A 25,055-nucleotide genomic window follows, 5' to 3' on the forward strand; every position below is an offset into this window, starting at 1 on the left:
ACGCCGGGGGTGCCGGCCGCGCCGCCGTCCGCAGGGCCTTCGGCTCCGCCGTCGGCACCACCGTCGTGCACGCCGGGGGTGCCCGCCGCACCGCCGTCCGCGGGGCCCTCCTGCTGGTTCGGGTCCTGCCCGGGGTAAGCCATGTTTCCTCCTGAGGATCGGACGATCGGGGATCGGTGGTCCCGCTCGGAACCTCCCCGTACCCCTTACAAGCTCACTCGTGAGGCCCGGAGCGGCAACCGGAGGGGGAGTACGGGGGAGTGCGCCCGGCACCGCGGGCGGACGGGCTCAAGGTGCCGGGGACCCCTGTTCGGCGTACCGGATGAGGTCCCGGGAGGTGTCCATCAGCTCCTTCCGCTCCTCCTGCGAGCCGACCATCGGCTGGGAGCCGTGCAGGGGAAGCCCGGCGCTCTCCGGCAGGAACCTGACGGTCACCAGCCCGATCGCACCGGCCAGCATCAGGTAGTACGCGGGGATCATGTCGTTGCCGGTGGCGTTCACCAGCGCTTCGGTGACGAGCGGAGTCGTACCGCCGAAGGCCGCCACGGCGAAGTTGAAGCCGATGCCCATCGCGGCGTAGCGCACCGCCGTCGGGAAGAGGGAGGGCAGGGTCGCCGCGCTCGGCGCGGCGAAGCAGGCGAGCAGGGTGGCCAGGATCAGCATGCCGAGGATCGGTGGCCAGGTCCCCTCCGCCTTCAGGAGCAGGAAGGCCGGGATCGCGAGGACGATCATCGCCACCGCGCCGACCGCGTACAGGGGACGCCGTCCGACGCGGTCGCTGAGGCGGCCCAGGAAGGTGATGAGGAGGACGATCCACACCATGCCGATGAGCACCAGCACGTCGGCCGACGTGCTGGACCGGCCCAGGGTCTCCGTCTGATAGGTGGGCAGGTAGCCGGTGACCATGTAGTTGGTGACGTTGTAGAGCAGGACGAGGCCCATGCACAGCAGCAGCGGCCGCCAGTGGTCGCGCACGATGGTCCTGAACTCGCCGCCGACCGACTCCTGCGCCAGGTTCTTCTCGTGCTCGTCGAGCTGCTGCTGGAACGCCGGGGACTCCTCCAGCTTCAGTCGCATGTAGAGGCCGATGACGCCCAGCGGCCCCGCGATCAGGAACGGAAGGCGCCAGCCCCAGGACAGCATCTGCTCGTCCGAGAGCGCCGCGTTCAGCACGGTGACGAGCGCGGAGCCCATCGCGTAGCCCACGAAGGTGCCGAAGTCGAGCCAGCTGGAGAGGAAGCCCCGCCGGCGATCGGGCGAGTATTCGGCCACGAAGGTGGTGGCGCCGCCGTACTCGCCACCGGTGGAGAACCCTTGGACCATTCGGGCGAGCAGCAACAGGACGGGGGCGGCGATGCCGATCGTGGCGTAGCTGGGGATCAGTCCGATCGCGAAGGTGCCCGCGGCCATCATGATCATGGTCGTGGCGAGGACCTTCTGCCGGCCGAGGCGGTCGCCGAGGGGGCCGAAGACCAGGCCGCCGAGCGGTCGCACGACGAACGCGGCGGCGAACGTCGCGAAGGACGAGATCAGCTGGGCCCCCGGCGAGGCGCCCGGGAAGAAGACCTTGCCGATGGTCGCGGCGAGGTAGCTGTAGACGCCGAAGTCGAACCACTCCATGCAGTTCCCGAGCGCCGAGGCCCCGACCGCGCGCTTGAGGAGGGGCTTCTCGACGACCTGGATGTCCTGCTCGCGGTAGGCCCGCTTGTTGCGGCGCAGCCGCCGCGCCAGCTCCTCACGGACGTGCCCCGGAACGTTCGCGATCGTTTCCGGTAGGCGTGTGCGGCTCCGGGAGCCGGTCGGGTCCTCTGGAGGTACGTGGGCCACGCGCTGACGCCCCTTTCGTGTTCATAAGCGATGCGTCACCTCGGCAATCGTCCGTCATGCCGATCACCGGGTGCACGTCGGAACCGCTTCCCCGGGTTTGCCGGGGCACACGTGTGAACCTCTTACGGCCCCGCGCACACGGCCCCGCGCACACGGCTCCATGCGCTGCCGGGCCTCGGACCGCGCCGAGAGGGAGGCGGAGCGCCTCGCGGGCAACCGGCTGCCGTCCGGCGCCTTGCTCGGCGACGGCGGGGTGAACGGCGATCGCCTCGGCCGCCCGCCCCGGCCCCGGCGCCGGACTCGCCCTCGCGGCTGTCCGACGCACCGGCAGCGGGCCGGCACCCGTCCCGGTGAGGCCCGCCCGCGTTCTGGCCGCGCGGGAGGAGCCCGACGGTACCGGCGTTGTCGGTCCCCGGTGCTAGCTTCGCCACCATGGCAAACCGTTCATATCTCTACTCCGCGGATTCGATGCCGAACGAGGCGGAGATCCCCAAGCCGATCCGATGCATATCGGAGCACAACGGGGACATCCCCCTCGCGCACAAGCTCATGGCGGGACGCGGCACGACGATCGTCCCGTCGATGATCTGGAACCCTCCGATCGGCATCGCCGCCGACTACGCCGGCGGGGCGACGCTGCTGCGCGACCTCCTGCACGTGGTCGGCAAGGGCCTGGAGGACGACGCCGAGTTCGCCGAATGCGTCGCCAAGGTCACGGCCCACCTCGAGAAGCAGCGGGCGAAGTACTTCATCCTGGAGACCGGGGAGATCGTCTCGATGACGGACGACGATCCGGCAGAGAGCGTGCGGCTCCTGGCGGCGAAGGAGATCCCCGACGTCGTCGCCCGGGCCGAGGCGGCGATCGCCGGCCGGAACGACGACTGGCTGGCCTCGGTCCGAGCCGACTGGCAGAGGCACTTCGCGTCCTTCTACAGCGAGGTGCTCTACTTCTCCTTCCCCGGGTGACACGGCCGGCAGCGCGGTGCCGGACGGTCCCGCCCCGACCCGGGCGGCGCCTTCGGCGGTAAGGATTCCTCGTGCCGCCTGCCGGGCCCGTGCCCGTCCGGTGCCGTTGTGTCGGCGCCGGCCGGTGGCCGACGGAGGCCGCCACGCCGGTGATCGCTACGCGTCCGCTGCCCCTCGGCCTTGAGCCGTCGTCGGCGACGCGGGGGCGTCGTTCAGGCAGCGGTCGAGAAGCGCGTGCATGCGGGGGACGGGGAGGGACGGGTTGGCCGCGGCGCCCTCCGCGGTGCGGGGGTCGGCGAGGAGCGCCTCCAGGACCCGCGCTGTCAGGCCCGGGTTGGTGGCGGCCGCCCGGCGCACCGACTCGTCGGGATCCTCCACCGGGGGATCGGGCACGGCGGGGTCGGCCGCGGTCAGGGCGCGCACCTGCGGGTCCGGGTGGCCGACGAGGTGGCTCGTGCCGGTGCGGGGGAACGCGGGCAGGGTCAGGAGGTGCGGACGGTGGGCCGGGCGGGCGACGAAGACGTCCAGGAGCAGGCGCGGCGGAGCCAGGGGGTGGTGGCAGGCCAGCCGGATCCGTACCTCCTCGTCCTCGTCCCGGGCGAGCGCCGCGACGAGTTCGCCGGGCAGGCCGGGCCAGCTCGCTGCGACCCTGCGGAGCACGGGCTCCCCGGACGCGGCGCAGGCGGCGAACCAGTCGGGTGACGGCGGGATCGCCGGCGCGGTGATCGGGCAGGTGCAGTTCGGACCGTGGTCGAGGACCCTGTCGATCATGTCGTACTCGGCCCAGGTGCGGGAGAAGCGCTGGAGGCGTGCGCGCATCCGCACGTCCTCGTCCGGGTCTCGGCTCAGCTCCGCGACCAGGTCCGCGCCCAGGTCGGGGCGGACGGCGACCAACGCGCGGACCGCGGCCCGGGGATGGCGGGCGAGCCTGGCGAGGGCGTGGGCCGGGGCCTGGCGGTTTCCGGCCAGGGGCTGCACCATGCCGTCCGCGAAGCACTGCTCGACGAGCGCCGGGGACAGGGCGCACCTGCCGAACACCATGGGCCTGCCCCGCCGCTCGTAGGAGGGCAACCGGGCCTCCACCTGTTCCGGATCCAGCACCCAGCTGTGGTTTCGCGCCTCTTCACGGACCGCGGGATCCGGATCGTCGAGCAGTCCCGCCCGCTGCGAAGGGGTGAGCGACTCCCAGCTCCACGTGGCTCGTCTCCGGAGTTCGGGGTGCTCGCGGTCGGCCAGGGAACGGCGGAAGGACAGCGAGACCTGCCGGGACAGATCGAGATTCCCGGCGATGTCGTCCGCGGTGAGTCTGTTGTCCTCTCCTCCGTCCTTCGCGGTCAGCAGCGTCACGAGGATGTCGTCCGGCAGTGGCCGGACCCGCCGGAGGTGGCGCCGGGGACCGCCGGCGAGGTGCGCGCGGACCAGTCCCGACGGATCCGTCGCCAGGGGAGTGAGCCACACCGGGTCGACGTACGGGTTGCGGGCGAGCGCGCTGCGGACGGCTCCGACCGGGTGGCGCAGGGCCGCGTCGATGACGGCGTCGGGCAGGTCGCGGCCCTCGCACATCAGCAGGCCCGCCCCACCGGCGGTTCCGTCCAGCAGGCGTATCAGCACGTCGGAGGGCGCCGCCGTATTGAAGGCGAGGCCGCGCAGCCACGGTTCACGCAGGGAGTCGGACACCGCGTCATCCTGCCACTACGCCGTTTTCTGTGCTCATGGGGTGCTCCCGAGTGGACGGGCGTGATCTCCTCGTGGGCAGGTGAGGGCCGCGCGCGTACGCCTTCGTCGCCGTCGTTCACCGTCCTGCGGCGGTCTCGGCGGACCGGTCTGCCGGACCGCCCACGGAGCGTTCTCCGGATCGGGAGTGGAGGGGAAACGACCTGAGAGGAGGCCCTTTAGAGTCCTGGGGCCGTCCTGGCCTCCAGGGTGGGGGAACGCGGACGCCCATACGTCCGCTTGTGAGATGACATGAGAAGATTTGCGGCCCGATGGCCGCACGCGTGGGCGTCCGTCCTGGCCGTCGTCCTCCTCGCCGGGGGTGTGGCGACGCCCGCCGCGGCTCTCGAAACCAGGCCCGGTGACGCGGCTGCGACCGGCTACACCCGCGAGTCGGTGCGCGCGGCGACCTGGAACATGTGCGGGGAGGCCGGCGGTTCGTACGCCTCGGCGGCCGGGTACTGCCCCTGGTGGAACGGCGCCGCCACCGGACGCTACAGACCGGACGGCTCCGCGATCCTCGACGTCACCGGCCCCCGCAGGAAGATGGAGGGCGTCGTCAGGCTCATCGACGAACGCAACCTCAACGCCGTGCTGCTCCAGGAGGTCTGTGCCGGTACGACACCGGGCGACTCCTCCGGAACCAGCCACCTCGACGAGCTCGCGAAGCTGCTCGCCGGAAAGGGCTGGAGCTTCGCCTCCGCGGGCGTGACCCGGCCCGACGACAAGTACGGGGTCGAGCCCGAGCGCAAGGACCCCGAACTCGTCGACTCCGAGGGCTCGGACTGCCGCGGCGACGCCCTGACCGGCACGCTGAGCGTCGCCATCGCCGTCAAGGGGCGGATCACCTGGCGGTCGGAGGACGACTTCCGCACTCCCGTCGGCACCGGCCTCTCCATGAACAGCGGGACCATCCTCTGCGCCGAGGTGGCCGGCTGGGAGAGCCACCTGTGCAGCACGCACGTCTCCGACTTCCACGCCGACACGACGAAGAAGAAGGACCCTGACGACCCGGCCCAGGCGAACTGGGAGGTCCCCATCTCGCCGGCGACGGCCGACGCCTACTACCAGAAGCAGCTCGGCACCATCGTGGACACGGTGAAGAAGTTCCCGTCCGTGGTCCTGGGCGGCGACTTCAACACCAGCGACCAGGAGACGCTTCAACCGCTCTACAGCCTGATGGCGGAGTGCGACCAGCGGGCGTACCTGCCCAACGACGGCACGTACGACGACGCCGTCAACGAGGCCACGAAGCTCACCCGGACCGACGGGGCGACGAGGCCCGACGGGGGCTACAAGTCGTACGCCATGACGTCGTCCAAGATCGACCACCTCTTCTCGACCGACGGCTTCACCGGCTGCGACGCGCGGACCGATTTCGGCGACAGCACGGACTACCTGGCCGAACACCAGCCGGAGTGCCAGTCGGTCGCCAAGAACTGCAAGCCCGACGACGACGCCTACTCCGACCACACCCCGCTCTACGGCTACACCCAGGGCGGCCCGGCCGTCTCCTGGAAGCTCGACGGCGGCGCCACGGCGACCACCGGCGGCTCGGCCGGGCTCACCGGCGCGAGCGGCGACGGTACGAGCGACTGGCGGACGGGCGAACACGGCGGCTCCCTGTACATGGACGGCCGGGTGGACGAGGCCGTGGCCGCCGGCGGCCCCGCCTTCGACACCGCCCACAGCTTCACCGTCTCCGCCTGGGCCGAGCTCGACGCCGACGCGGGCACGTCCGCCGTCCTGTCCCAGGACGGCAACCGGGTCAGCGGCGTGATCCTCTTCTACAACGCGGGCGACAACTCCTGGCGCTTCGTCCTGCCGAAGGCCGACGCCGACGGCTGGAACATCGACCAGGCCGTCGCTCCCGGCGCGGTCAAGGGCCAGTGGACCAGGCTCACCGGCGTCTACGACTCCGCCCCCGGCAAGGCGAGCCTCTTCGTCGACGGCACGAAGAGGGCCGAGACCACGCACACCGCCAGGTGGCGCGCGAACGGCCCCTTCGTCGTCGGCCGGGACCTCGTCGGCGGCGTGCGGAACGCCGGCTTCAAGGGGCACATCCAACGGGCCGAGGCCTTCGGCCACGCCCTGCGGGCCGACCAGGTCGCCTCGTACTCCGCGACCATGGCGCCCCCCACCGGCAAGAACATCGCGATGGCCGGGATCGAGGGGACGAACTCCCAGGGCTGCCACCAGCACGGCGACGACTACGGGAACGCCTTCGGCACCGCCGTCACGCTCACGCCGACCCCCACTGCGACGGTCCGGCACCCCGACCCGTCCAAGGACGTGTGGGCCGAGTTCTCCCTGTGGGACAACACCACCTCGACCCAGATCCTGAGCCTGGGCACGCCCGCGTCGAAGAGCACCGTGGTCAAGGGCCAGGGCACCGTCTCGCTCACCGCGCCGAGGCTCACCCCCGGGCACAGCTACGGCTGGCGGGTCCGCACGGCCGACGCGACGACCGGCAACACCCCCGTGTCCGCCAACTGCCACTTCAAGGCCCCGGAGGCCTGATCCCCCCAGAAGTCCGCAGTCCGACCCCGCGTGCCCCGGCCGAAGACCGTCCGGCCGGGGCACGCCCCGTTCCGGACACGACCCGGCAGGTCGTTCTCCGCGGCGGCGCCTTCCCGGACCCCGCCGAGGGCCGGCACGCGCACACCCCCTGCCGTCCGCCCACGCGATCAGCTGGCTCTACCTTTCTGGCCACGGGTTGACCACAGCCATTCGTAGGGTTGAGGCACCCAGGGGAGCGGGGTGTGGCTTTCAGCTGGCTGCCGACCGTGGTTCCGGAGGCTTGGCCGCCCCGCTCCCCACGACGACTCGGCCGCCGATTGGGAAGTGCGAACATGTCGCTGTGTAGAGCAATACCGGCGAGGTCGTCCGTGGTACGCAGACGAGGACGAACGACTGGAGCACGATGAGCCGGGTATGGGCAGGGACCGACTGCGGCAAGGGGCATCACCACTGCCTGCTCCTGGACGCTGAGGGCGACACACTGCTGTCGCGACGGGTAGCCAACGACGAGTCTGAGCTGCTGGCCTTGATCGCAGATGTGCTGGAGCTCGCCGGCGGCGATCGAGTCACATGGGCCTTGGACATGACCGGCGGTGAACCAGCTCTCTTGATCGCCCTCCTGGTGAACCACGGTCAGGAGCTCGTCTACATTCCCGGTCTCGCAGTCAACCGAGCCACCGATGGTTACCGCGGAGCAGGCAAGACGGACGCCCGAGACGCGCGCATCATCGCCGACCAGGCGCGTATGCGCCGGGACCTGCAGCCGATCCGGCCCGGTGACGAAGCCGCCATTGAGCTGAAGCTGCTGACGGAGCACCGCACCGATCTGGTCACCGAACGCACCCGTACCGTCAACCGCCTCCGATCGCTGTTGACAAGCATGTTCCCGGCGCTGGAACGGTCGCTCGAACTCAACACAGCGGGACCGCTCGTGCTGCTGAGCGGTTACCAGACGCCGGCGGTCATCCGCCGGCTGGGCACCCGGCGCCCGACGGCGTGGTTGCGTAACCGGAAGGTGCGCAATGCTGAGGCTCTCGCGGCGAGAGCAGTCGAGGCCGCCGAGCGTCAGCACACCGCCGTCGCTGGAGAGGCCGCCATCGCGAGGATGGTCCGCACCCTTGTGAAGGAGGTGATGTCTCTCAACGAGAAGGTGACGGAGACCGACAAGCTCATCGAAGGCCGGTTTCGCGAGCACGAGCTCGCTGAGGTGATCCTGTCCATGCCTGGTATCGGCGGCACGCTGGGCGCCGAGTTCCTAGCCAGCGTGGGCGGCAGTCTGGATGCCTTCCCCACGCCGGACCCGCTTGCGGCCTTTGCTGGCCTCGCCCCTGCACCACGCGACTCCGGACAGGCCAGCGGAAACCTGCGCCGACCACAGCGCTACCAGAGGCGACTGCAACGCGTCTTCTACACTTCCGCGCTGCTCAGCATCCGTTCCGACCCGAACTCGCGCCGGTTCTACGACCGCAAACGGGCAGAAGGCAAACGCCACACCCAGGCCGTTCTCGCTTTGGCACGCAGGCGTGTCAACGTCCTCTGGGCCCTCATCCGAGAGCGACGCCGCTATGAGGTCATCCCGCCTGCGGTCTCTCATGCGTAGGTGTGCCTGTGAATGTGCTCAACTCGGTGCGCATGCATAGGCTCTGTCCCTGACCATGCGGTTCGTATGAGTTTGCGTCTGATTCCGGCCCTTTCTGTCTATGCGTCTGAGTGTCCGCCGGGCGATGTGTATCCGCAGTAATCGGGGTTACAGACCGTGTCGTGGTCTCGGCCCCAGAGGTATACGTCCCGTTCGGTCAGGCGGGAGGTGAGCGCCAAGCGGCGCTGCCTGCGGCGGGGCACAGTCGAGGGGAGAGTGGTGAAGGTCTCGGGCAGCACGGCGAGGGAGCTGGTCACCTGTTCGCCGTCGGTCATCCGTACCAGCACGCGGCATTGCCACCAGTGGCGTCCTGCATCTGCATCGGGCCAGTAGTAGGGGGCCGGGTCGGGGAAGATGTAGCAGGCGGAGTCGGCATCGAGGTGCGCATAAAACCACGGGCTGCTCTTACCGAGCCCCAGGCGAAGTCGCTCCGCCTCCTGGTAGAGGGCGAAGAGCCCGTCACGGTCAAGGGCTTTGAGAACCCGTGCTGGGCGAGGCAGCGGCCGACGGCCGACCGGGGTTTTCACCGGCCAGCCCGCCAGCGCGCCCAGACGCTGGCGCACGCTGGGTTCCGAGGCGCCCTTGCGAGGTGTGGGCAGTGGACGCGGCGGCGTCCACTTGTACCCGGTCTGGTCGATGTACCGCAGTATCCATGCACGCCGCTCTTCACTGGCAACGTTCCACCGATAGCTCATCGGGCGCTTGCGTATTGCCTGCTCCCGCCTACTGGGCGGACGACCGCGGGAGAACGTCCGCTTGGCAGGTCCCCCGGCGACACCTCGCATGTCGTGGCAGAAGTCGGCCAGCACCCTGATCCGGTCGATGGCCTCAGTAGCCGGGACGGACTGTGGTGCCGTCTTGGCACGCCGGGCTAGGGAGCGGATTTCCAGGAGCGCTTCGTCGGCCAGCAGAGCAGCCAGTTCCCTGTCATCAATCCTCTCCGCGCGGGCTCGTGGCAACAGCATCCGCAGATGATGACACGGCTTCTGCAGGAGTCAGGAGAGTGGCGTACTCCCCGCGGCCCCTACGAAGACGGCGGGGCAAGCACAGTGCGCCTTCAGGTGCATGCGGTGGAGCACTTTCACAGGTATGCCGACACCTCATGCCGCTTGACTTCCAGATTGGGAAGCCTCCGCGGTCATACGGAGAAACGGCCCGGCCTGCGCCACCCGAACCCGGTGCGCCATCCGACGGGCGGTGTGCACACTGCGACGCGCCAGACAGAGCTCGCCCGCCGGGACGTGGCAGGTCGGGCAGGGTTCGCCGAAAGCGCCGTGCCGGAAACGGCGGTGCGTCTCGTAGGTGGCGTCCAGCATCGCGTCGAGCGCCGAGGGCGGAAGGCCGGCGGACGCCGGGGTGGTGGTGCGCACCGGACGGCCGGGGAGGGGCAGGACCGTGGTGGGGCTCATGGCGGGCATCTCCTCGTGCGGCGTGGGTGCGAGGCCGTACGTCCTCGCGCTCCATGGGGTGAAAGGGCGGCGATTCTCCCTCCCTACCCGCATGACCGCAGCTCAGACGCAATTGTTCATTCCGTGTGGTTCGTGGCCGCGCCGCCTCCGGTCGCGCACCGCGCACGCCGCTCTTCCGCCCTCGCGTTCGACGGGCGTGCTCTTCGCCGGAGTGTCGAACCCCTGGAACCGGGCCGCGGCCCACCGGGGTTGACCTCGTCGGCCGGAGCGGTTCTGATGGCGCTCGTCCCGGCTCTCGCGGAGATCGTTCCCGGGATGCTCCACGGACCTGTGAAGGCCTGGTGGCCGGCACCGTGGCAGAGAGCCGAGCAGCGGTGGGACCTCGTGGCGGTGACCGCGTCGCGGGGCGAGGAGGAGAGCCCGGACGCCGGCCGTCCGGCGCACAGGGGAAACGGGGAGAGGAGCCGTCCATGGTGTCGGTGGGAGAGAGACTGAGCAGTGCGCGCGTACGGGCCTTCATCGGCCGGGAGGCCGAAGTCCGCCGCTTCGAAGAGGCCTTGAGCGGCGATCCGCGGGCCCCGTTCGCGTTCTACGCGGTCGGGCCGGGCGGCATCGGCAAGTCGGCGTTGCTGCGGTGCCTGGCGGACCGGGCGCGTACGGCGGGACGGCCCGTCCTCGAACTCGACGGACGGTTCGTCAGCCGGGACCCGGCCGACTTCGAGCGCGCGGCCGCGTGCTTCCTCGACGTTCCCGACACGGTGCTCCTCGTGGACTCCTTCGAGCACTGCCAGTGGCTGGAGGGATGGCTGTGGCAGCGCTTCCTGCCCCGCGCCGCGGACGGCGCCCTGGTCGTACTGGCCGGCCGCCTCGCGCCGCAGCCGCAGTGGACCGCCGATCCGGCCTGGGCCTGACTGCTGCACGTCGCCGAACTGGAGCCGTTCTCCGAGGAGCAGTCCATGAGCCTGCTCGCCGCGGCGCGGATCCGGCCCGAACTGCGCGACCGGGTGCTGCGGTTCGCCGGGGGCAATCCGCTGGCCCTGTCGCTGGCCGCCGCCGCGGGACCGGCGGGCTGGAGCGGGGAGGAGGGCCGGGCGCCTTCCGCCGACGTCCTGCGCACCCTGCTGGCGGGGCTGATCGGAGAGGTGCCCACGGCGGCCCACCGCCGCGCCCTGGAAGTGGCGGCGCAGGCGCACTCCACGTCCGAGGAACTGCTGGCCTCGGTGTTTCCCGAGGAGGACGTGCACCCGCTCTTCGCCTGGCTGAGGGACCTGCCCTTCATGGAGTCCACGCAGCGGGGGCTCCACCCGCACGACGCGGCCCGCGAGACGCTGGCCGCCGATCTGCGCTGGCGGGCCCCGCACGCCTTCACGGCGATGCGCCGACGGCTGGCGGAGGAGTATCTGCGGATGCTGCGCGAGGCGCCCGAGGAGCAGGTGTGGGCGGCCACCGACGAACTCTTCTACCTCTTCAGGGAGGTGGAGAGCCTGGCGCGGCTGCGCACCTGGGACCGCGAGGACGAGGTGCACGAGCGCCCCCTGCGACCGGACGACATCGACACCGTGCTGGCCATGGCCGAGGAGACCGAGGGCGCGGCCTCCCGCGACCTGGTCCGCTACTGGATCCGGCGGCAGCCGCAGGCGTTCAGCGTCTTCCGCCTCGTGGCCACGGGCCGGACGGTGGCCTTCACGGCCCGGCTCACCCTGCCGGCCCCGCCCGACCCCGAGGAGGCGGCCACCGACCCCGTCGTCGCGGCCGCCTGGGAGCACGCCGCGGCCACGGCTCCGGTCGGCGCCGGCGAGAACATCGGCATGACCCGCTTCTCCGTCTATCCCGAGCGGTACCAGATCCCCTCGCGCGTCATCGACCTGAGCAACTCCCGCGCCCAGGCGGGGGCCGCCCGCGACCGCGCCCGCGCGCACGGCTTCCTTGTCTACCGGGACGCCGACGCCTGGGCCGCGCGCTTCGAGGGCGTCATGGGCGACACCGGTGCGCGGCCGCGGGTCGGAGAGCACACGTACGGCCTGTTCAGCATCGACTGGCGCCGGGTGCCCGTCGAGACCTGGCTCCGGCACCTCATATCCGCCACCGACGTGCCCGTGCTCTCCGGCCCGTCGGGCACCTCGCGCACCGCGTTCGACCAGGCCGTGCGCGAGGCCCTGACGCACTGGCGGGACACGGCCGCCTTCGCCGCCTGCGCCTTGCTGCGCACCCGTCTGGCGGCCGACCTCACCGACCCGGCGGAGGAACTGCGCACCCTGCTGCGCCAGGCCGTCGACGACCTCGGACGCGATCCGCGCGGAGTGCGGGCCCGCGACGCCCTGACGGCGGGCCACTTCTCCGGCGCGCCCACCCAGGAGGCCGCCGCCCGGCGCCTCGGCCTTCCGTACGGCACCTACCGACGCCATCTGCGCCAGGGCCTGGACCTGCTCTGCGAGGCCCTGTGGCAGAGGGAGCTGCACGGGACCCGACAGCCCCGATAGGGACCCCGGGACGTACGACGGCGGAGAGCGGCCGGTCCTCCGGGCGGGCCGGCAGCCGTGAGGGGGTGCCGGGCGGGGCCGTTCGGGCGGTCGTCCGCTCGTCCGCTCGGCCGCCCGTCCGCCCGTCCGCTCGTCCGCTCGGCCGATTGTCCGCTCGGCCGGTCGTCCGCTCGGGCCGGCGCCGGACGGCCGGGCAGGCGGACGGCCGGGCAGGCGGACGGCCGGGCAGGTGGGGTGGGGCGCCCGCGCGGGTGGACACCTGCGGACAGGAGTGGACAGTCCTCGTTCCCGGCCGGTCTGGGAAGTGGACACCGTCCCGCACGAAGCTCTGCGTCATGAACCTCCGACGCACCCAGACGGGCCGAGCGGCCCCCTCCTCCCGGCCGGGAGCCGCCCTCACCGCACTCGCCGCGGCCCAGTTCACCGTCATGCTCGCCACCTCGATCGTGAACGTGGCGCTGCCGCAGATCCGCGCCGGAGCGGACCTGTCGGACGACGGCACCACCTGGGTGGTCAACGCCTACGGCCTGGCGTTCGGAGCACTGCTCCTCGCGGGCGGGCGGGCGGCCGATCTGCTCGGACGCCGACGGGTGCTGGTCGCCGGCCTCGCCGTGTTCGCGGCGGCCTCGCTGGCGGCGGGACTGGCCGCCTCCGCGAGTGCGCTGATCGCCGCCCGCGCCGTTCAGGGGCTGGGCGCCGCCGCCGTCGCACCGGCGGCGCTCGCCCTGACGGTGGACCTGTTCCCGCCCGGTCCCGGGCGCGACAAGGCCCTGGGCGTGTGGGGCGCGGTCTCCGGCGCGGGAGGGGCGGGCGGCGTGCTGCTGGGCGGCCTGCTCACCCAGGCGTGGGGCTGGCCCTGGACCTTCCACGCCGTCGCGCTGGGAACGGCGCTGGTGCTGGCCGCCGTGGCGGCGCTCGTACCGAGAACGGCGGAGCCGAAGGACGGGCGGCCGGGCGGACGGTTCGACCTGCTGGGCACCGCCGTCGTCACCCTCGCCCTGACCGGCCTGGTCTGGGGCCTGACCGGTGCGCGCGGCAGCGGTTGGACGGACGTCCGGGTGCTCGGCGCCCTCCTCGGCGCCGTCGTGCTGATCGTGGTCTTCGCCGTGGTCGAGCTCCGCCGGCCGAACGCACTGCTGCCGCCGCGGCTGTTCGCCGTGGGCCGGGTCGCCGCGGGCAACCTGCTGATGGCGCTGCTGGGGTCCGTGTGGATCGCCCTGTTCTTCTTCCTCCCGCTCTACCAGCAGCAGGTCCTCGGCTCCACCCCCCTGGTCACCGGGGCGGGCCAGCTGCCCCTCGCCGCGGCGGGCATGCTCGGCTCCGCCCTGGCGCCCCGCCTCTCCCGGCGCGTCGGCGTCACCGCCGGCGCGACCGCGTCCCTGCTCACCGCGGCCGCCGGTCTGCTGTGGATGTCGCGGATCGGCGCCGACGGAAGCTACACCGCCGATGTCCTCGGCCCGAGCGTCCTGGTCGGCGCCGGTCTGAGCGGCGCCTTCGTCCAGCTCACCGCGCTCGCCGTGGACGGTGTCCCGCGACACGACGTGGGCCTGGCCGGCGGGCTGGTCAACACGTCCCGCCAGGTCGGCGGTTCGATCGGCCTCGCCGTACTGGCGACCCTGGCCGGCTCCGTCACCGCCCGCGCCTCCTCCCACCAGCCCCCTCTGGAGGCCCTCACCGCCGGCTACCGGGCCGCCTTCGCGGTCTCGGCGGCGGTCCTGGCCGCCACGGCGCTCCTCACCCCGGCGCTCGTCCGCCGGACCGGTCGCACCCTCCAGCACAGCGCGACCGCCTCCGCCGGCCCCGCGGCGGCGCCCCGACGGGACCGGACCGCCCCCTGCCCTCCTGCGGCCTGAATCCCGGATGCGGGACCCGGAAACCGCCCGATTCCCGCTGCCCCCGCCCGTTGACCCTGCCCGACTCCCCCCGGCCCCGCCCGGGTCCCCCGGCTTCCCCGACCCCACACGGTCCCCCCGACAAGGAAGACGCATGCACACCATCGACACCACCGCCCCCGTCGTCGTCCGCCTGGCAACGCTGGTCGACGCCCCGCTCTCCACCGTCTGGTCGCTGCACACCGACATCGACGGCTGGCCGGCCTGGAACACCGGCATCGACCGCGCCCAGCTCGACGGTCCGGCGGCCGTCGGCAGCACCTTCACCTGGCACACCCACGGACTGGACATCACCTCCACCCTCCGCGAGTTCGTCCCCCTGCGACGCGTCGTCCGGGACGGGACCGTCGAGGGCATCGTCGGCGTCCACGCGTGGACCTTCGAGGAGACGGACGGGGGAGTCCTCGTCCGTACCGAGGAGTCCTGGAGCGGCGCCCCCGCCGACGCCGCGACCGACGAACTCGCCACGGCCCTGAAGACCTCCCTGGAGAACTGGCTCGGCAGCCTCAAGGCCCGTGCCGAGCAGACGGCCTGAACCCGCACGCCACCGAGCTCCACCGTCCGCCCCACCACGACGGCCAACGGAATCCGAGGACCCGAACATGACCAGCGCCCCCTACCTGACCGGCCACTACACCCCCGTCGCCGACGAGATCACCGCCGACGGACTCACCGTCGAGGGCACCCTGCCCACCGAGCTGACCGGCCGGCTGATCCGCAACAGCCACAACCCGAAGCCCGGCGTCACCCCGACCCACTGGTTCAAGGGCAGCGGCATGGTCCACGGGATCCGGCTCCGCGAGGGCCGTGCCGAGTGGTACCGCAACCGCTGGGTGCACACCCCCGCCCTGGACGGCGCCCCCTACATGACCGAACACGGCCCGGACCTGACCGCGAGCACGGCCGGAACCCACGTCATCGAGCACGCGGGACGCCTGCTCGCGCTGTGCGAGGCGAACCTCCCCTTCGAGCTGACCCCGGATCTGGAGACGGTCGGCGCCCACGACTTCGACGGCCGGCTGCGCACCGCCATGACCGCCCACCCCAAGGAGGACCCCCGCACGGGAGAGCTCCACTTCTTCGGCTCCTCGCCGTTCCCGCCCCACCTGATGTACTACGTCTCCGACGCCAAGGGAGAGATCGTCCGCAGCGTCGAGGTCCCGGGAGCGACCGCCGCGCTCAAGCACGACTTCGCCCTCACCCGCCACCACGTGGTCTTCGTCGAGGGCAACGTCACCTTCGACCCCACCGAGCACTCCGGCATCCCCTACGCCTGGAGCGACCGGCAGCCCTCCCGCATCGGCGTCATGCCGCGCGGTGAGGACGGCGCCCGGCGCGTCCGCTGGTTCTCCATCGAGCCCGGCAACATGCTGCACGTCTCCAACGCGTACGAGGACGGCCGGGGACGCATCGTCCTGGAGGGCCCCACTGTGGACCGGAAGGGGTTCGAACTCTCCTGGAACTGGTGGGTCGGCGCTCCCGGACGCGGCAGCGAACCCAACGCCCGCTCCTACACCCGCCGCTGGGTGGTCGACCCGGGCGCCGGCACCGTCGACGAGCAGATCGTCGACGACCTCGCCATAGAGTTCCCGACCCTCAACGAGAACTACTCGGGCGTCGAGAACCGCTACCAGTACGCCGTGTCCTTCCCCGACCAGGAGGGCTTCGGGGGCTACGGCGTCGTCAAGTACGACCGCGTCACCGGCGCGCGCCGCATCCACCGGGTCGGCGACGCCCGGTTGCCCAGCGAGGCGGTGTTCGTCCCCGCGGCCGGTGCCACCAACGAGGACGACGGCTATCTGCTCACCGTCGTCTCCGACCTCAAGCAGGACACCTCGCACCTGCTGGTCCTGGACGCCTCCGGCCTCGACCGGGTCGCCACCGTCCACCTGCCCCGCCGCGTGACCGCCGGAATCCACGGCTCCTGGATCCCCGACAGCGCCCTGGACGGCGCCGACTCCTGACACCGAAGCTCCGCACACGGGGGCGGCCGCTCCGGAAACCTCCCGGGCGGCCGCCCCTCCCGCGCGCGCCCGCACCGTGCCGCGGTCGGCGAGAAGGACGGGGCCCGGGAACCCGTCCCCCGCAATGACCGGTGCGGGAAGCCACTTGGACAGGGAAAACGCAACTTCGACACGGTCCGCAGAGGCGGCTACCTTCACCTGGTCCCCGGCGATCGCCCACGGTCGCACCGGAGTTCCTCCAGGCCGAGCCGTCCGCGACCGGACGAGTCGCCCACGCCCGCGAATCGCCGCCCCGGGCGCACACCACCTCACCGAGTCCCCACCAGGCCCCCCGACCAGGGAGAAACGCGTGCCCCGCCTCGCGCTGTACACATTCGGCGTCCTGAAGTCCCCTCTCACCGATCCCGCACCCCTCACGCGCGAGTTCCGCGCCAGGGGCAGGGCCGTCTACCGGAAGGTCGGCCGGCATCCCGGGTACCTCGCTCGTGCCGAAGCGGTGGACGGCTCCCGGGGCGCGCACTTCGACTCGGACTGGGGCGCGTGGGGAGAGTTCGCCGTGCCGGCCTGGTACGACAAGGGCCGTACGGCGGAGACCGCCGCCCTGGACGCGACCCTCTCCCTCTGGACCGACCCGCGTTCCGCCTTCGACGCCGTTTACACGGGTCCGCACCGCGAAGCGCTGAACAGGCGCGGCGACTGGTTCGAGAGGACGGGACGCCCGAGCCACGTGATCTGGTGGGTGTCCGACGGCGTGACGCCCACCTGGCGGGACGGGGTCTCCGGACTGGAGCACCTCCACGACCACGGCTCCGCGCCGCACGCCTTCACCTTCCAGCACCCCTTCGCCCCGGACGGTACGCCGATCAGGATCGAAGGCACCGGACCGAAGAACGACCGGGCCCGCTGAAAGGAGGTCCCGAACGACCGGGGTCACGGGGTTCGACGGATTCGTACAACCATCCGCACGCTCAGGAGTCATGTAGGACGAGCGCGCCGCAGGCGTGTTCGTTCCGTTTCCAGGGGGAATCCACATGACTCACCGCATATCCCTGCGCACCCGCGTGCTTCCGGCCGTGATCACCGCCGGGGTGCTCGTGCCCGCCGTCGTCGCGGGTGCGACGCCCGCTTCCGCCGCTCCGCCGCAGGTCGGCTGCACGTCCGGCAAGGCCGGGCTCGCCGCCAAGCTCCAGAAGGACATCACCGCCGCCCTCGCCGGGCGCACCGGCACCGTCGCCGTCGGCCTGCACGACCGCACCACGAACACCACCTGCACCCTGCGCGCCACGACCTCGTACGACTCGGCCAGCGTCGTGAAGGTGACCGTCCTCGCCGCGCTCCTGTGGGACGCCAAGAAGACCAACCGCTACCTGACCTCACGCGAGTCCGACCTCGCCAACGCCATGATCACCAAGTCGGACAACACGGCCACCACCACCCTGTGGAAGCAGCTCGGCATCACCAAGGTGAAGGGCTTCCTGACGGCCGCCGGCATGACGCGGACGGTGCCGGGGGCCGACGGCTACTGGGGGCTCACCCAGATCAACGTCACCGACGAGCAGCGGCTGCTCTCGCTCATCACCGCCAAGAACACCGTCCTGAGCGACAACTCCCGCGCCTACATCCTCAAGCTCATGGGGAGCGTCGTCACCTCTCAGAAGTGGGGGACCCCGGCCGGCGCGCCCTCCTCCGTGTCCGTGCACGTCAAGAACGGCTGGCTGCAGCGCGCCACGCGGGGCTGGCGCGTGCACAGCGTCGGCACCTTCAAGGGCGCCGGTCACGACTACACCGTCTCCGTGCTCACCGACGGCAACAGCACGATGAACTACGGCGTGACCACGATCCAGGCCGTCGCCAAGGTGATCCACCGGGACCTGATCCCGACCGCGCCCGCCGCGTCCCGCTACACGCCGACCACCACCCCCATGGAGGCGTACGTCGCGGTGCCCCGGGGCTGACGTCCCGGCCGCGTGAGCGGGGAGGAGGCCGCGGCGCCACCGGATCGGCGGTCTCGGCGCTCGGACCGGCCGGACGAAGCCGTGTCTCCCGGCCGGTGGGACCCGGGAGACACGGCGGCGGTCAGCAGGTGACGGTGCCCCTGCGCAGGGCGTGGCCCCCGTCGTTGGTGTCGTCGGACCAGTAGACGGGCTTGGAACCGGCCACGCACTCGTCGGCCCCGGCCAGGGAGAAGCCCTCGTTGTTGTAGTTCGGCATGCCGCCGGGGCGGTTGTGGACGGCGGCCGTGACGAAGGTGCCGCCGGCGCCGATGGTCAGGGTGCGGTGCCGGCCGTCGCACGTGTCGTCGCACACCGCCCACAGACGCGACGCCTGGGGCTCCCACTGCAGCTCCATCACACCGGACGTGCCGCTGCCGAAGGAGGCGACGCGGGTGTACGCGCCGGAGTCGGCCAGGACGTAACCGTGGATCGTGCCGGTGCCCTCGACGCCGACGAAGAACACCCCGCCGCCGTGGGCGCCGTAGCGGGCCGGGTCGTAGGCCGCGCCGGTGGAGGCGTCCTTGAACCCGGCCCCGGTCAGCGCGGCGTCGGGGATCCAGGTGATCCCTTCCAGACCGAGGTTGGAGCCGGTCGGGGGCAGGTCGGAGGTGAGGTTCCACTCCTTGACGGCGGTCAGCGACGAGCCGGATCCGCCGACGTCGTACTTCAGCACCGACAGGCGGCTGGTGCCGGAGGCGTCGCCGTTGCGCTCACTGGCGACGAAGACCCCGCCGGCCGAGCCCGAGCCGGTCAGCGTGACGCCCTCGCCGTCCGGGCTGCCGGAGCCGCCGGGGAAGCGCAGGGCCCTGCCGGAGGACCAGCCCCCGGCCGTGTCCGGCTTCCAGCCCCCGGAACCGTCCCGCACCAGGCGCCACAGCCTGCCGCTGTTCTGCGCCCCCCACAGCACACCGCCCTCCTGGTAGAGGCCGCTGAGGTCCTGGCCGAACACGTTGGAGCCGTCGGCCGTGGACACGCCGCTGCTGCCGGGCCACGCCACCGGGGTCGTGGAACCGCCTCCTCCGGTGCCGCAGGCGTTGGGGGCGCCGAGGGTCACGGCCGCCGCCTGCCCGAAGGCGCCGGTGCCGTCGGGGCAGCGCGACCAGGACGGGGCGGAGTGGGCGCTCCAGGAGAAGCCGTCGACCAGCGTCCTGCCGTCCGCCAGGTAGAGGCGGGCCTGGTCGGCGGAGCCCAGGCCGAACGCGCCGCTGACGTCGAACGCCCGGTGCCCGCCCGGTGCCAGCGTGGTCCCGGAGGCGATCGTGAAGGCGTGGTTCTTGTCGTCGTCCTTCAGGACCCAGCCCGAGACGTCGACCGTCGCGGTGCCCTTGTTGAACAGCTCGATCGAGTCGTTGACGTCGCCGGTGGTCACCACCTCGTTGACGCGTACGTCGTCGGCCGCGGCCGCGTGCGCCGTGGGCGCGCCGGTCAGGGCGCTCGCGGTCAGCACGGACGCGGCGACGAGGAGACGGGGGAGGACGCGGCGCCGGCGGCGGGCGGTCGATGAGGTCACGGGATTCCGTTCTGGGAGTGTCGTGGACGCGGCGGCCCGACGGTCTCTGCTCAGACCGAACGGGAGTCCTCCACCGACGAGGACGGCTCGCGAACGGCCGGCGAATTTCCGTGCACGTCCCCTCCCGTCCGGGCTCCGGCGCGAGAACAGGACGGACCGGCCGCCGGAGGGCGTCGCCGGGTGCTCGTCGAACGCCGGCCGTGCGAGTCGCCGACGGTGTCTGGCAGAGTTCGGCCCATGCTGCAGGTCTGCTTGAACGGAGTGCGGAGGCGGAGCGAGAGCCGCCGGGTTCCCGTGACCCCCGAGGAGCTGGCGGTCGAGGCCGCCCGTGCGGTGGCGGCCGGGGCCGAGGACGTCCACCTGCACCCGAAAGGGGCCGACGGGGTCGATTCGCTGGAGCCCCGGGCGGTGGGCGAGGCGGTGGGCGCGGTGCGTGCCGCCGTCCCGGCGGGGGTGCGCGTCGGGGTCACCACCGGAGCCTGGGCGGTACCGGATCCGGGAAGACGGGTCGAGCTGATCAGGTCCTGGACGGTCCTGCCCGACCACGCCTCGGTGAACTGGCACGAAGAGGGCGCCGAAGCGGTGGCCGACGTGCTGCTGGAGCGCGGGATCGGCATCGAGGCCGGTGTCTGGTCGGGCACCGACGGGGCCCGGCGCTTCCGCGCCTGGCCACGGGCCCACCGGGTGCTGCGGGTACTGGCCGAGGTGACCGACACCGACCCGGTCACCGCCGCCGACACGGCCACGGCCCTGGTGCGCGAGCTGGAGGACCGAACGGCGGCGCCTCTGCTGCTGCACGGCGAGGACGGCGGGGCCTGGGCCGTGCTGCGCGCGGCGGCCGGCCTGGGCCTGGACACCAGGATCGGCCTGGAGGACGTACTGACGTCGCCCGACGGCTCGGACGCCCGGGACAACGCCCACCTCGTACGGTTCGCGCGGAAGGTCCTCGACGAGCACCGCGCCCGGCGGCGGCCCTGACTTCACGCGTGCGGTCTCGTACGGGAGTCACGGCACACCGGGCGGGAGGGCGCGCGATCGGCCGGAGCCGCCCGCCGGCGAGACAGCGGCCCCCGGGGGGTGCCCACGGCCCGGAGCGAGCCCCGGGACGAACCCGCCGGTCGCGGCCCGCCCTCCGGTGGCAGTATCCGGAGGGTGCCCCCTTCCCTTCGGGTCGGTCCCTGCACCGTCGTCGCGCTCGCCGACGGCGAGGGCCCCTTCTTCTCCCCCAGAGGGGAGGCGTTCCCCGACGCCACCACCGAGGAGTGGGCGGCGGCCGACCGGTTCGATCCCGGCGCGCTCGACGCCGACGGGCACTGGCGGGTCCAGTTCCGCACGTTCGCGATCCGCGGCGACCGGGGGTGACGCCGGTCGGCGCGGGGACCGGCCCGGCCGACGGACCGGCGGCCTCCTGGGCGCCCGCGCCCGGGGCGCTCCCGGCGTCGCCGGCCGCCGAGGGCATCGAACCGTCCGACGTGGACACCGTGGTGCTCACGCACCTCCGCACCGACCACGTGGGCTGGGCCGTCGTCGGCGGCGACCGGGCGCGGCCGTTCTTCCCGGACGCGGAGTACCTGCTGCGACGGGCCGAACTCGACGCGATCGGGGAGGTCGACCCGCAACCGCGCGCCACCGTGATCGACCCGCTCCGCGTGGCCGGTCAGCTGCGGCTGCTCGCCGGAGACACCCCGCTGCGCGGCGGCGGGCGCGTGTGCGCCACGCCCGGCCACACCCCCGGACACCAGAGCGTGCTCGTCACGTCCGCGCGCGAGCGGGCCGCCGTCACCGGAGGCCTGCACGCGCACGCGGTCCAACTGCTCCACCCCGAGCTCGCCTACGTCCACGAGACGGACCCCGAGCGGGCGGGGGAGCCGGGGCGGCAGGTGCTCCACAGCCGGACCGCCGGCACCCCCTGCCTCGCGACCCCGCACCCGGCCGAGCCGTTCGTCGTCCGCCGACCCGCCCTTCGGGGCCGGTCGTCCGTCCCGCCACGGACAGCGCCGGTGAACGCGGCGGCGTTCCCGGCGGCCGCCCCGGGCTCGGAGCGGTCCGCCGGCCCGGGATCACCGGGCCGGATCCGACACCCCGCGACGGTGCTTCTGAACGACCGGCATCGCACGGCCGGCGGGGGCCTCCGGCAGACGTACGGCGGGGCGGCGCCCCCGCCGCCACGGCGGAGTCAGCACGTGGGCACCCCGGGGAGCCACGCCTCGGGGACGTCGACGAAGAGGTTGGACATGTAGCCGCCGTGGTCGGGGAGATAGGCCCAGGCGTCATTGGTGCGGCCGTCGTGGGTGACGCTCTGTCCGCGGACCTGGCAGGTGACGCGGACGGTCGTGGGACCGGGCAGGGTGGCCACGCGGGTGGACGCGGTCGTGGCCTGCTGACGGATGTTCACGTCCGTCCCCCAGGTGGGGAACGTCTTCCCCGTACCGGTTTCGCCCCGCACCAGGCTCATGTAGTAGGCCCAGTTCCAGTTCGGACCGGGATCGGTGTGGTCGTTGCCGGGGACCTCGCTGTGGCCGACGACGTGCGCGCGATCGCGCGGGATGCCGTACTTGCTCGTGAGGTGCCGGGTCAGCGCGGCGGACGAGCGGTACATGGCATCGGTGAACCACGCCGGATTGCTGACGTACCCCTCGTGCTCCACGCCCACCGAAGAGGCGTTGGCGGAGCGGGCGTGCCAGGCGGTGTCCCGCTCGCGCACCGTCTGGGTCACCTGACCGTCGGAGGAGCGGATGACGTAGTGGGCGCTCACCTGCGAGGAAGGGTTCTGGAACCAGCTGATCGAGCCCGCGTACGACCCCTGGGTGACGTGGACGACCACCTTCGTGACGGCGGAGGTGCGCCCCGCGCTGTAGTTGCCGGAGGAGGCCGGGACCCACAGGGCCGGCGGGTAGTCGGTGGAGGCCTGAAGGCCCTCGGGGACGATGCCGGCGTACCTGCCCCGCTCGGGCGCGACCGGTCGGGGGGCGACGCCGATCTCCTCGCCGCTGGCGGTGCGGGCGCGGGCGCCCCGGTTGAGGACGTCGTAGACGGCGTCGGCGTACGAACGGGCCGCCGTGTCGCTGTGGGGCGCGCCGTACCGGGCGACGACCGGGTACCAGGCGTCGACGCGACGCCTGTCGGCGGGGGCCAGACCCGCTTCGTCGGCCAGCGCCCGCAGGACGGCGGCGCCTCCGCGGATGTTGGCGGCGGGGTCCTCCTTGAGCGCGGTGACGGTCGCGCCGGTGAGCCGGGCGGCCCTCTCCAGCGAGTGCCGGACGGGGTTGCTGACCAGGTGCATCACGCCGTAGCCGTTGTCCTGGCTGGGCAGACCGTCGTGGTGGTCGAGGCGGGTCTCGCCGTATCCGACGGCCACCAGGAGGTCCCGGGGCACGTCGTGGGCGGCGGCGGCCCGCGCGAAAGCCGGATCGATCGCGGTGACGGGCGCGCCCGCTGAGTGCGCGGCCGCCGGCAGTGCTGGGCCGGCCAGCGCCACGACGGCGGCCAGGGCCGTCCCGTACAGCGCGGTACGCGCCCGTCCGGAGCGAGTGGGCGAAGTCATGGGGTGGATCCTCGCTTTCTCGGTGCCGGGTTCCCCTGTGCCCGGGAGAGACCGTGCTGCGGTCGGGAGGGGTGCCGGGACGCGAAGGCGCGGGGCCTCTCCGCCGCGCCGGGGCGGCCCCGCGAACGGGACCGCCCCGGCTGTGCCGGACCAGGGGTCAGAAGACGCTGACGCCGTAGGCGCTGAGCGCCTCGGTGACGGGCTGGAAGAACGTGGTGCCTCCGCTGGAGCAGTTGCCGCTGCCGCCGGAGGTGAGGCCGAGGGCGGTGGTCCCGGAGAACATGGCGCCGCCGCTGTCGCCGGGCTCGGCGCAGACGTTGGTCTGGATCAGACCGTAGACGATGTCGCCGTTGCCGTAGTTGACCGTGGCGTTGAGACCCGTGACGGTGCCGCCGCGCAGGCCGGTGGTGCTGCCGCTGCGCTGGACGGACTGTCCGACGTAGGCGTTGCCGGCGGCGGTGATGTCGCGGTAGCTGCCGTTGTAGAGGTAGACGCGTCCGTCGGCGGCGGAGGCGTTGGAGTGGCGGATGATGCCGTAGTCGTTCGTGGGGAAGCTGGTCCCGGCCCGGGAACCGAGCACGGCGGTCTGGGAGGAGTTGGTGTACCAGGTGCTGCCGCCGTTGGTGCAGTGGCCGGCCGTCAGGGCGTAGTAGGTGCTGCCGCTGCGGACGTTGAAGCCGAGGGAGCAGCGGCCGCCTCCGCCGTAGATGGCCTGGCCGCCGGCGATGAGCTTGTTGATCTTCCCGGTGGTCCGCTCGATCCTCAGGTTCCCGGCGTTGTCGCCGGCGGCCTCGCGCAGGGTGGCGATCTCGGCCCGGGAGACCGTGGAGTCGACGGTGACGACGACCTTTCCGGTGGCCTGGTCGGTGTACCAGGCGGTGCCGGCCACGTCGGCCCGGAGAACGGCGCTGCTGGTGGTGGCCAGTGCCGCGGACGTGGCCCGCGCGGTGTCGGCCTGCTGTGCCGAGGAGGTGGGGGCGGTCAGGGCCGAGGCGGCCACGAAGGCGCCGAGCACGGCGATCAGCCGGCTTCCTCGGGTGATCCTGGCGCGACGGGACGATCGGTTCACTTGATCCTCCGGTGGGGGTGGTCGGGCCGCTTGGGTGAGCGGCCCGCTGGAGCACGGGTCGGCGGCGGTGGCCGCCATGAACCTGTCAATTGCTTGGGGGAATCCTTGACTCCGCGCCGGGGTGCCGCAAGGTGTCCTTTCGGCCGCTCTACGCGCGTCCGGGTCGCGGGGCGCGCCCAACGAGATCGAACAAATGGGAGGCGATCTTCCCGCCCCCTCGCTGAAAGCTCGTCGGAAAGTTGCAGAAGGTGATTGCGGACCGGAAGTTCCCCTCCGGCCCCCGCCCCGTCCCGGTGCGACCCGAACCGGCGGGAGGCGTGGTCCTGCCCGAGGGCGGGACCCGGTCCGCCGTCCGTCGCGGCCGGATCCGAAAAGGTGCTGGTGCAATCGCGGGGCGCCGGCGGGCGGACGGCCGACGCCCCGCGTGATCTCCCCGCGCCTCCGTGAGGGCTTGCTGCTCAGGGCGCCGGACGGCGGTGGCGGCGGTGGTCCGGACTTCGCGGGCGCACGGCAATGATGGTCATTCAC

20 protein-coding genes and 1 pseudogene are annotated in these 25,055 nt (G+C 72.5%); 13 read left to right on the plus strand and 8 right to left on the minus strand.

The window, feature by feature from the left end:
- Both ACIQKA_RS06100 and proP read right to left on the minus strand, forming a co-directional pair.
- Positions 1 to 143 (minus strand): annotated as a pseudogene (locus tag ACIQKA_RS06100) (BatC protein); the annotation flags it as partial.
- A gap of 145 nt (positions 144 to 288) precedes the next feature.
- The gene (proP, locus tag ACIQKA_RS06105; protein WP_383152013.1) at positions 289 to 1,764 is read right to left on the minus strand and encodes a glycine betaine/L-proline transporter ProP; all 1,476 of its coding nucleotides are present in this window, start codon (positions 1,762 to 1,764) and stop codon (positions 289 to 291) included.
- Positions 1,765 to 2,259: 495 nt separating this feature from the next.
- On the opposite strand from proP, the gene ACIQKA_RS06110 reads away from it, so the two are divergent.
- Positions 2,260 to 2,793, plus strand: coding sequence for a hypothetical protein (locus ACIQKA_RS06110; RefSeq protein WP_383430076.1), 534 nt, complete (start codon positions 2,260 to 2,262; stop codon positions 2,791 to 2,793).
- A gap of 156 nt (positions 2,794 to 2,949) precedes the next feature.
- Here ACIQKA_RS06110 and ACIQKA_RS06115 read toward each other — a convergent pair whose 3' ends face one another.
- Positions 2,950 to 4,470 (minus strand): hypothetical protein, encoded by a 1,521-nt coding sequence (locus ACIQKA_RS06115; RefSeq protein ID WP_402540121.1) that lies wholly within the window; start codon positions 4,468 to 4,470, stop codon positions 2,950 to 2,952.
- A gap of 288 nt (positions 4,471 to 4,758) precedes the next feature.
- On the opposite strand from ACIQKA_RS06115, the gene ACIQKA_RS06120 reads away from it, so the two are divergent.
- Together ACIQKA_RS06120 and ACIQKA_RS06125 are read left to right on the plus strand one after the other, a co-directional pair.
- Complete coding sequence (locus ACIQKA_RS06120; RefSeq protein WP_402540122.1) at positions 4,759 to 7,026, plus strand: LamG domain-containing protein; 2,268 nt, start codon at positions 4,759 to 4,761, stop codon at positions 7,024 to 7,026.
- 403 nt (positions 7,027 to 7,429) lie between these two features.
- On the plus strand, positions 7,430 to 8,626 hold the full coding sequence (locus tag ACIQKA_RS06125) for an IS110 family transposase (protein WP_402540124.1): 1,197 nt from the start codon (positions 7,430 to 7,432) through the stop codon (positions 8,624 to 8,626).
- A gap of 98 nt (positions 8,627 to 8,724) precedes the next feature.
- On the opposite strand, the gene ACIQKA_RS06130 is transcribed toward ACIQKA_RS06125, so the two are convergent.
- Positions 8,725 to 9,630 (minus strand): hypothetical protein, encoded by a 906-nt coding sequence (locus tag ACIQKA_RS06130; protein WP_402540125.1) that lies wholly within the window; start codon positions 9,628 to 9,630, stop codon positions 8,725 to 8,727.
- 135 nt (positions 9,631 to 9,765) lie between these two features.
- Complete coding sequence (locus ACIQKA_RS06135; protein WP_402540127.1) at positions 9,766 to 10,074, minus strand: hypothetical protein; 309 nt, start codon at positions 10,072 to 10,074, stop codon at positions 9,766 to 9,768.
- Positions 10,075 to 10,544: 470 nt separating this feature from the next.
- Between ACIQKA_RS06135 and ACIQKA_RS06140 the strand changes: the two genes are divergently transcribed.
- The 7 genes from ACIQKA_RS06140 to ACIQKA_RS06170 all read left to right on the plus strand — a co-directional run bounded on the left by ACIQKA_RS06140 (position 10,545) and on the right by ACIQKA_RS06170 (position 18,365).
- Positions 10,545 to 10,985: an AAA family ATPase gene (locus ACIQKA_RS06140; protein ID WP_402540128.1), complete on the plus strand. Its 441-nt coding sequence runs from the start codon at positions 10,545 to 10,547 to the stop codon at positions 10,983 to 10,985.
- 45 nt (positions 10,986 to 11,030) lie between these two features.
- Positions 11,031 to 12,554, plus strand: a complete 1,524-nt coding sequence (locus ACIQKA_RS06145) for an ATP-binding protein (RefSeq protein ID WP_402540129.1) — start codon at positions 11,031 to 11,033, stop codon at positions 12,552 to 12,554.
- Positions 12,555 to 12,889: 335 nt separating this feature from the next.
- Positions 12,890 to 14,407 carry an MFS transporter gene (locus tag ACIQKA_RS06150; RefSeq protein ID WP_402540130.1) on the plus strand — a complete coding sequence of 506 codons (1,518 nt, stop codon included), beginning with the start codon at positions 12,890 to 12,892 and terminating at the stop codon, positions 14,405 to 14,407.
- A 133-nt stretch (positions 14,408 to 14,540) separates the two neighbouring features.
- Complete coding sequence (locus tag ACIQKA_RS06155; RefSeq protein WP_391095159.1) at positions 14,541 to 14,981, plus strand: SRPBCC family protein; 441 nt, start codon at positions 14,541 to 14,543, stop codon at positions 14,979 to 14,981.
- A gap of 67 nt (positions 14,982 to 15,048) precedes the next feature.
- Positions 15,049 to 16,410 carry a carotenoid oxygenase family protein gene (locus tag ACIQKA_RS06160; RefSeq protein WP_402540131.1) on the plus strand — a complete coding sequence of 454 codons (1,362 nt, stop codon included), beginning with the start codon at positions 15,049 to 15,051 and terminating at the stop codon, positions 16,408 to 16,410.
- Between the two features lie 349 nt (positions 16,411 to 16,759).
- The gene (locus tag ACIQKA_RS06165) at positions 16,760 to 17,317 is read left to right on the plus strand and encodes a DUF3291 domain-containing protein (protein ID WP_383151962.1); all 558 of its coding nucleotides are present in this window, start codon (positions 16,760 to 16,762) and stop codon (positions 17,315 to 17,317) included.
- A 124-nt stretch (positions 17,318 to 17,441) separates the two neighbouring features.
- On the plus strand, positions 17,442 to 18,365 hold the full coding sequence (locus tag ACIQKA_RS06170; RefSeq protein WP_383151960.1) for a serine hydrolase: 924 nt from the start codon (positions 17,442 to 17,444) through the stop codon (positions 18,363 to 18,365).
- Between the two features lie 121 nt (positions 18,366 to 18,486).
- On the opposite strand, the gene ACIQKA_RS06175 is transcribed toward ACIQKA_RS06170, so the two are convergent.
- Entirely contained in the window at positions 18,487 to 19,914 is a 1,428-nt protein-coding gene (locus tag ACIQKA_RS06175) for a lamin tail domain-containing protein (RefSeq protein ID WP_402540133.1), read from the minus strand.
- Between the two features lie 237 nt (positions 19,915 to 20,151).
- Here ACIQKA_RS06175 and ACIQKA_RS06180 point away from each other — a divergent pair, with 237 nt between their 5' ends.
- From ACIQKA_RS06180 to ACIQKA_RS06190, 3 genes are all read left to right on the plus strand, one after another.
- Complete coding sequence (locus ACIQKA_RS06180; protein WP_383151958.1) at positions 20,152 to 20,892, plus strand: 3-keto-5-aminohexanoate cleavage protein; 741 nt, start codon at positions 20,152 to 20,154, stop codon at positions 20,890 to 20,892.
- Between the two features lie 174 nt (positions 20,893 to 21,066).
- Positions 21,067 to 21,276, plus strand: coding sequence for a hypothetical protein (locus ACIQKA_RS06185; RefSeq protein ID WP_391095164.1), 210 nt, complete (start codon positions 21,067 to 21,069; stop codon positions 21,274 to 21,276).
- Complete coding sequence (locus ACIQKA_RS06190; protein ID WP_402540135.1) at positions 21,273 to 22,154, plus strand: MBL fold metallo-hydrolase; 882 nt, start codon at positions 21,273 to 21,275, stop codon at positions 22,152 to 22,154. The genes ACIQKA_RS06185 and ACIQKA_RS06190 overlap by 4 nt, the downstream gene beginning before the upstream one ends.
- Here the strand turns inward: ACIQKA_RS06190 and ACIQKA_RS06195 are convergent.
- Positions 22,091 to 23,458 (minus strand): N-acetylmuramoyl-L-alanine amidase, encoded by a 1,368-nt coding sequence (locus tag ACIQKA_RS06195; protein ID WP_402540136.1) that lies wholly within the window; start codon positions 23,456 to 23,458, stop codon positions 22,091 to 22,093. The two genes, ACIQKA_RS06190 and ACIQKA_RS06195, sit on opposite strands and share 64 nt — an antisense overlap.
- A 157-nt stretch (positions 23,459 to 23,615) precedes the next feature.
- Positions 23,616 to 24,527 carry a S1 family peptidase gene (locus tag ACIQKA_RS06200; protein ID WP_383151956.1) on the minus strand — a complete coding sequence of 304 codons (912 nt, stop codon included), beginning with the start codon at positions 24,525 to 24,527 and terminating at the stop codon, positions 23,616 to 23,618.
- Positions 24,528 to 25,055 lie beyond the last annotated feature (528 nt).

It is taken from the genome of Streptomyces sp. NPDC092045 (genome assembly GCF_044756005.1).
Taxonomy (GTDB): domain Bacteria; phylum Actinomycetota; class Actinomycetes; order Streptomycetales; family Streptomycetaceae; genus Streptomyces.

Excerpts from the sequence above, each read along its gene's own strand:
- ACIQKA_RS06110 (WP_383430076.1), top strand. The coding sequence starts at position 2,260 with ATGGCAAACCGTTCATATCTCTACTCCGCGGATTCGATGCCGAACGAG.
- ACIQKA_RS06120 (WP_402540122.1), top strand. The coding sequence starts at position 4,759 with ATGAGAAGATTTGCGGCCCGATGGCCGCACGCGTGGGCGTCCGTCCTG.
- ACIQKA_RS06125 (WP_402540124.1), top strand. The coding sequence starts at position 7,430 with ATGAGCCGGGTATGGGCAGGGACCGACTGCGGCAAGGGGCATCACCAC.
- ACIQKA_RS06130 (WP_402540125.1), bottom strand. The coding sequence starts at position 9,630 with ATGCTGTTGCCACGAGCCCGCGCGGAGAGGATTGATGACAGGGAACTG.
- ACIQKA_RS06135 (WP_402540127.1), bottom strand. The coding sequence starts at position 10,074 with ATGAGCCCCACCACGGTCCTGCCCCTCCCCGGCCGTCCGGTGCGCACC.
- ACIQKA_RS06140 (WP_402540128.1), top strand. The coding sequence starts at position 10,545 with ATGGTGTCGGTGGGAGAGAGACTGAGCAGTGCGCGCGTACGGGCCTTC.
- ACIQKA_RS06145 (WP_402540129.1), top strand. The coding sequence starts at position 11,031 with ATGAGCCTGCTCGCCGCGGCGCGGATCCGGCCCGAACTGCGCGACCGG.
- ACIQKA_RS06150 (WP_402540130.1), top strand. The coding sequence starts at position 12,890 with ATGAACCTCCGACGCACCCAGACGGGCCGAGCGGCCCCCTCCTCCCGG.
- ACIQKA_RS06155 (WP_391095159.1), top strand. The coding sequence starts at position 14,541 with ATGCACACCATCGACACCACCGCCCCCGTCGTCGTCCGCCTGGCAACG.
- ACIQKA_RS06160 (WP_402540131.1), top strand. The coding sequence starts at position 15,049 with ATGACCAGCGCCCCCTACCTGACCGGCCACTACACCCCCGTCGCCGAC.
- ACIQKA_RS06170 (WP_383151960.1), top strand. The coding sequence starts at position 17,442 with ATGACTCACCGCATATCCCTGCGCACCCGCGTGCTTCCGGCCGTGATC.
- ACIQKA_RS06180 (WP_383151958.1), top strand. The coding sequence starts at position 20,152 with ATGCTGCAGGTCTGCTTGAACGGAGTGCGGAGGCGGAGCGAGAGCCGC.
- ACIQKA_RS06195 (WP_402540136.1), bottom strand. The coding sequence starts at position 23,458 with ATGACTTCGCCCACTCGCTCCGGACGGGCGCGTACCGCGCTGTACGGG.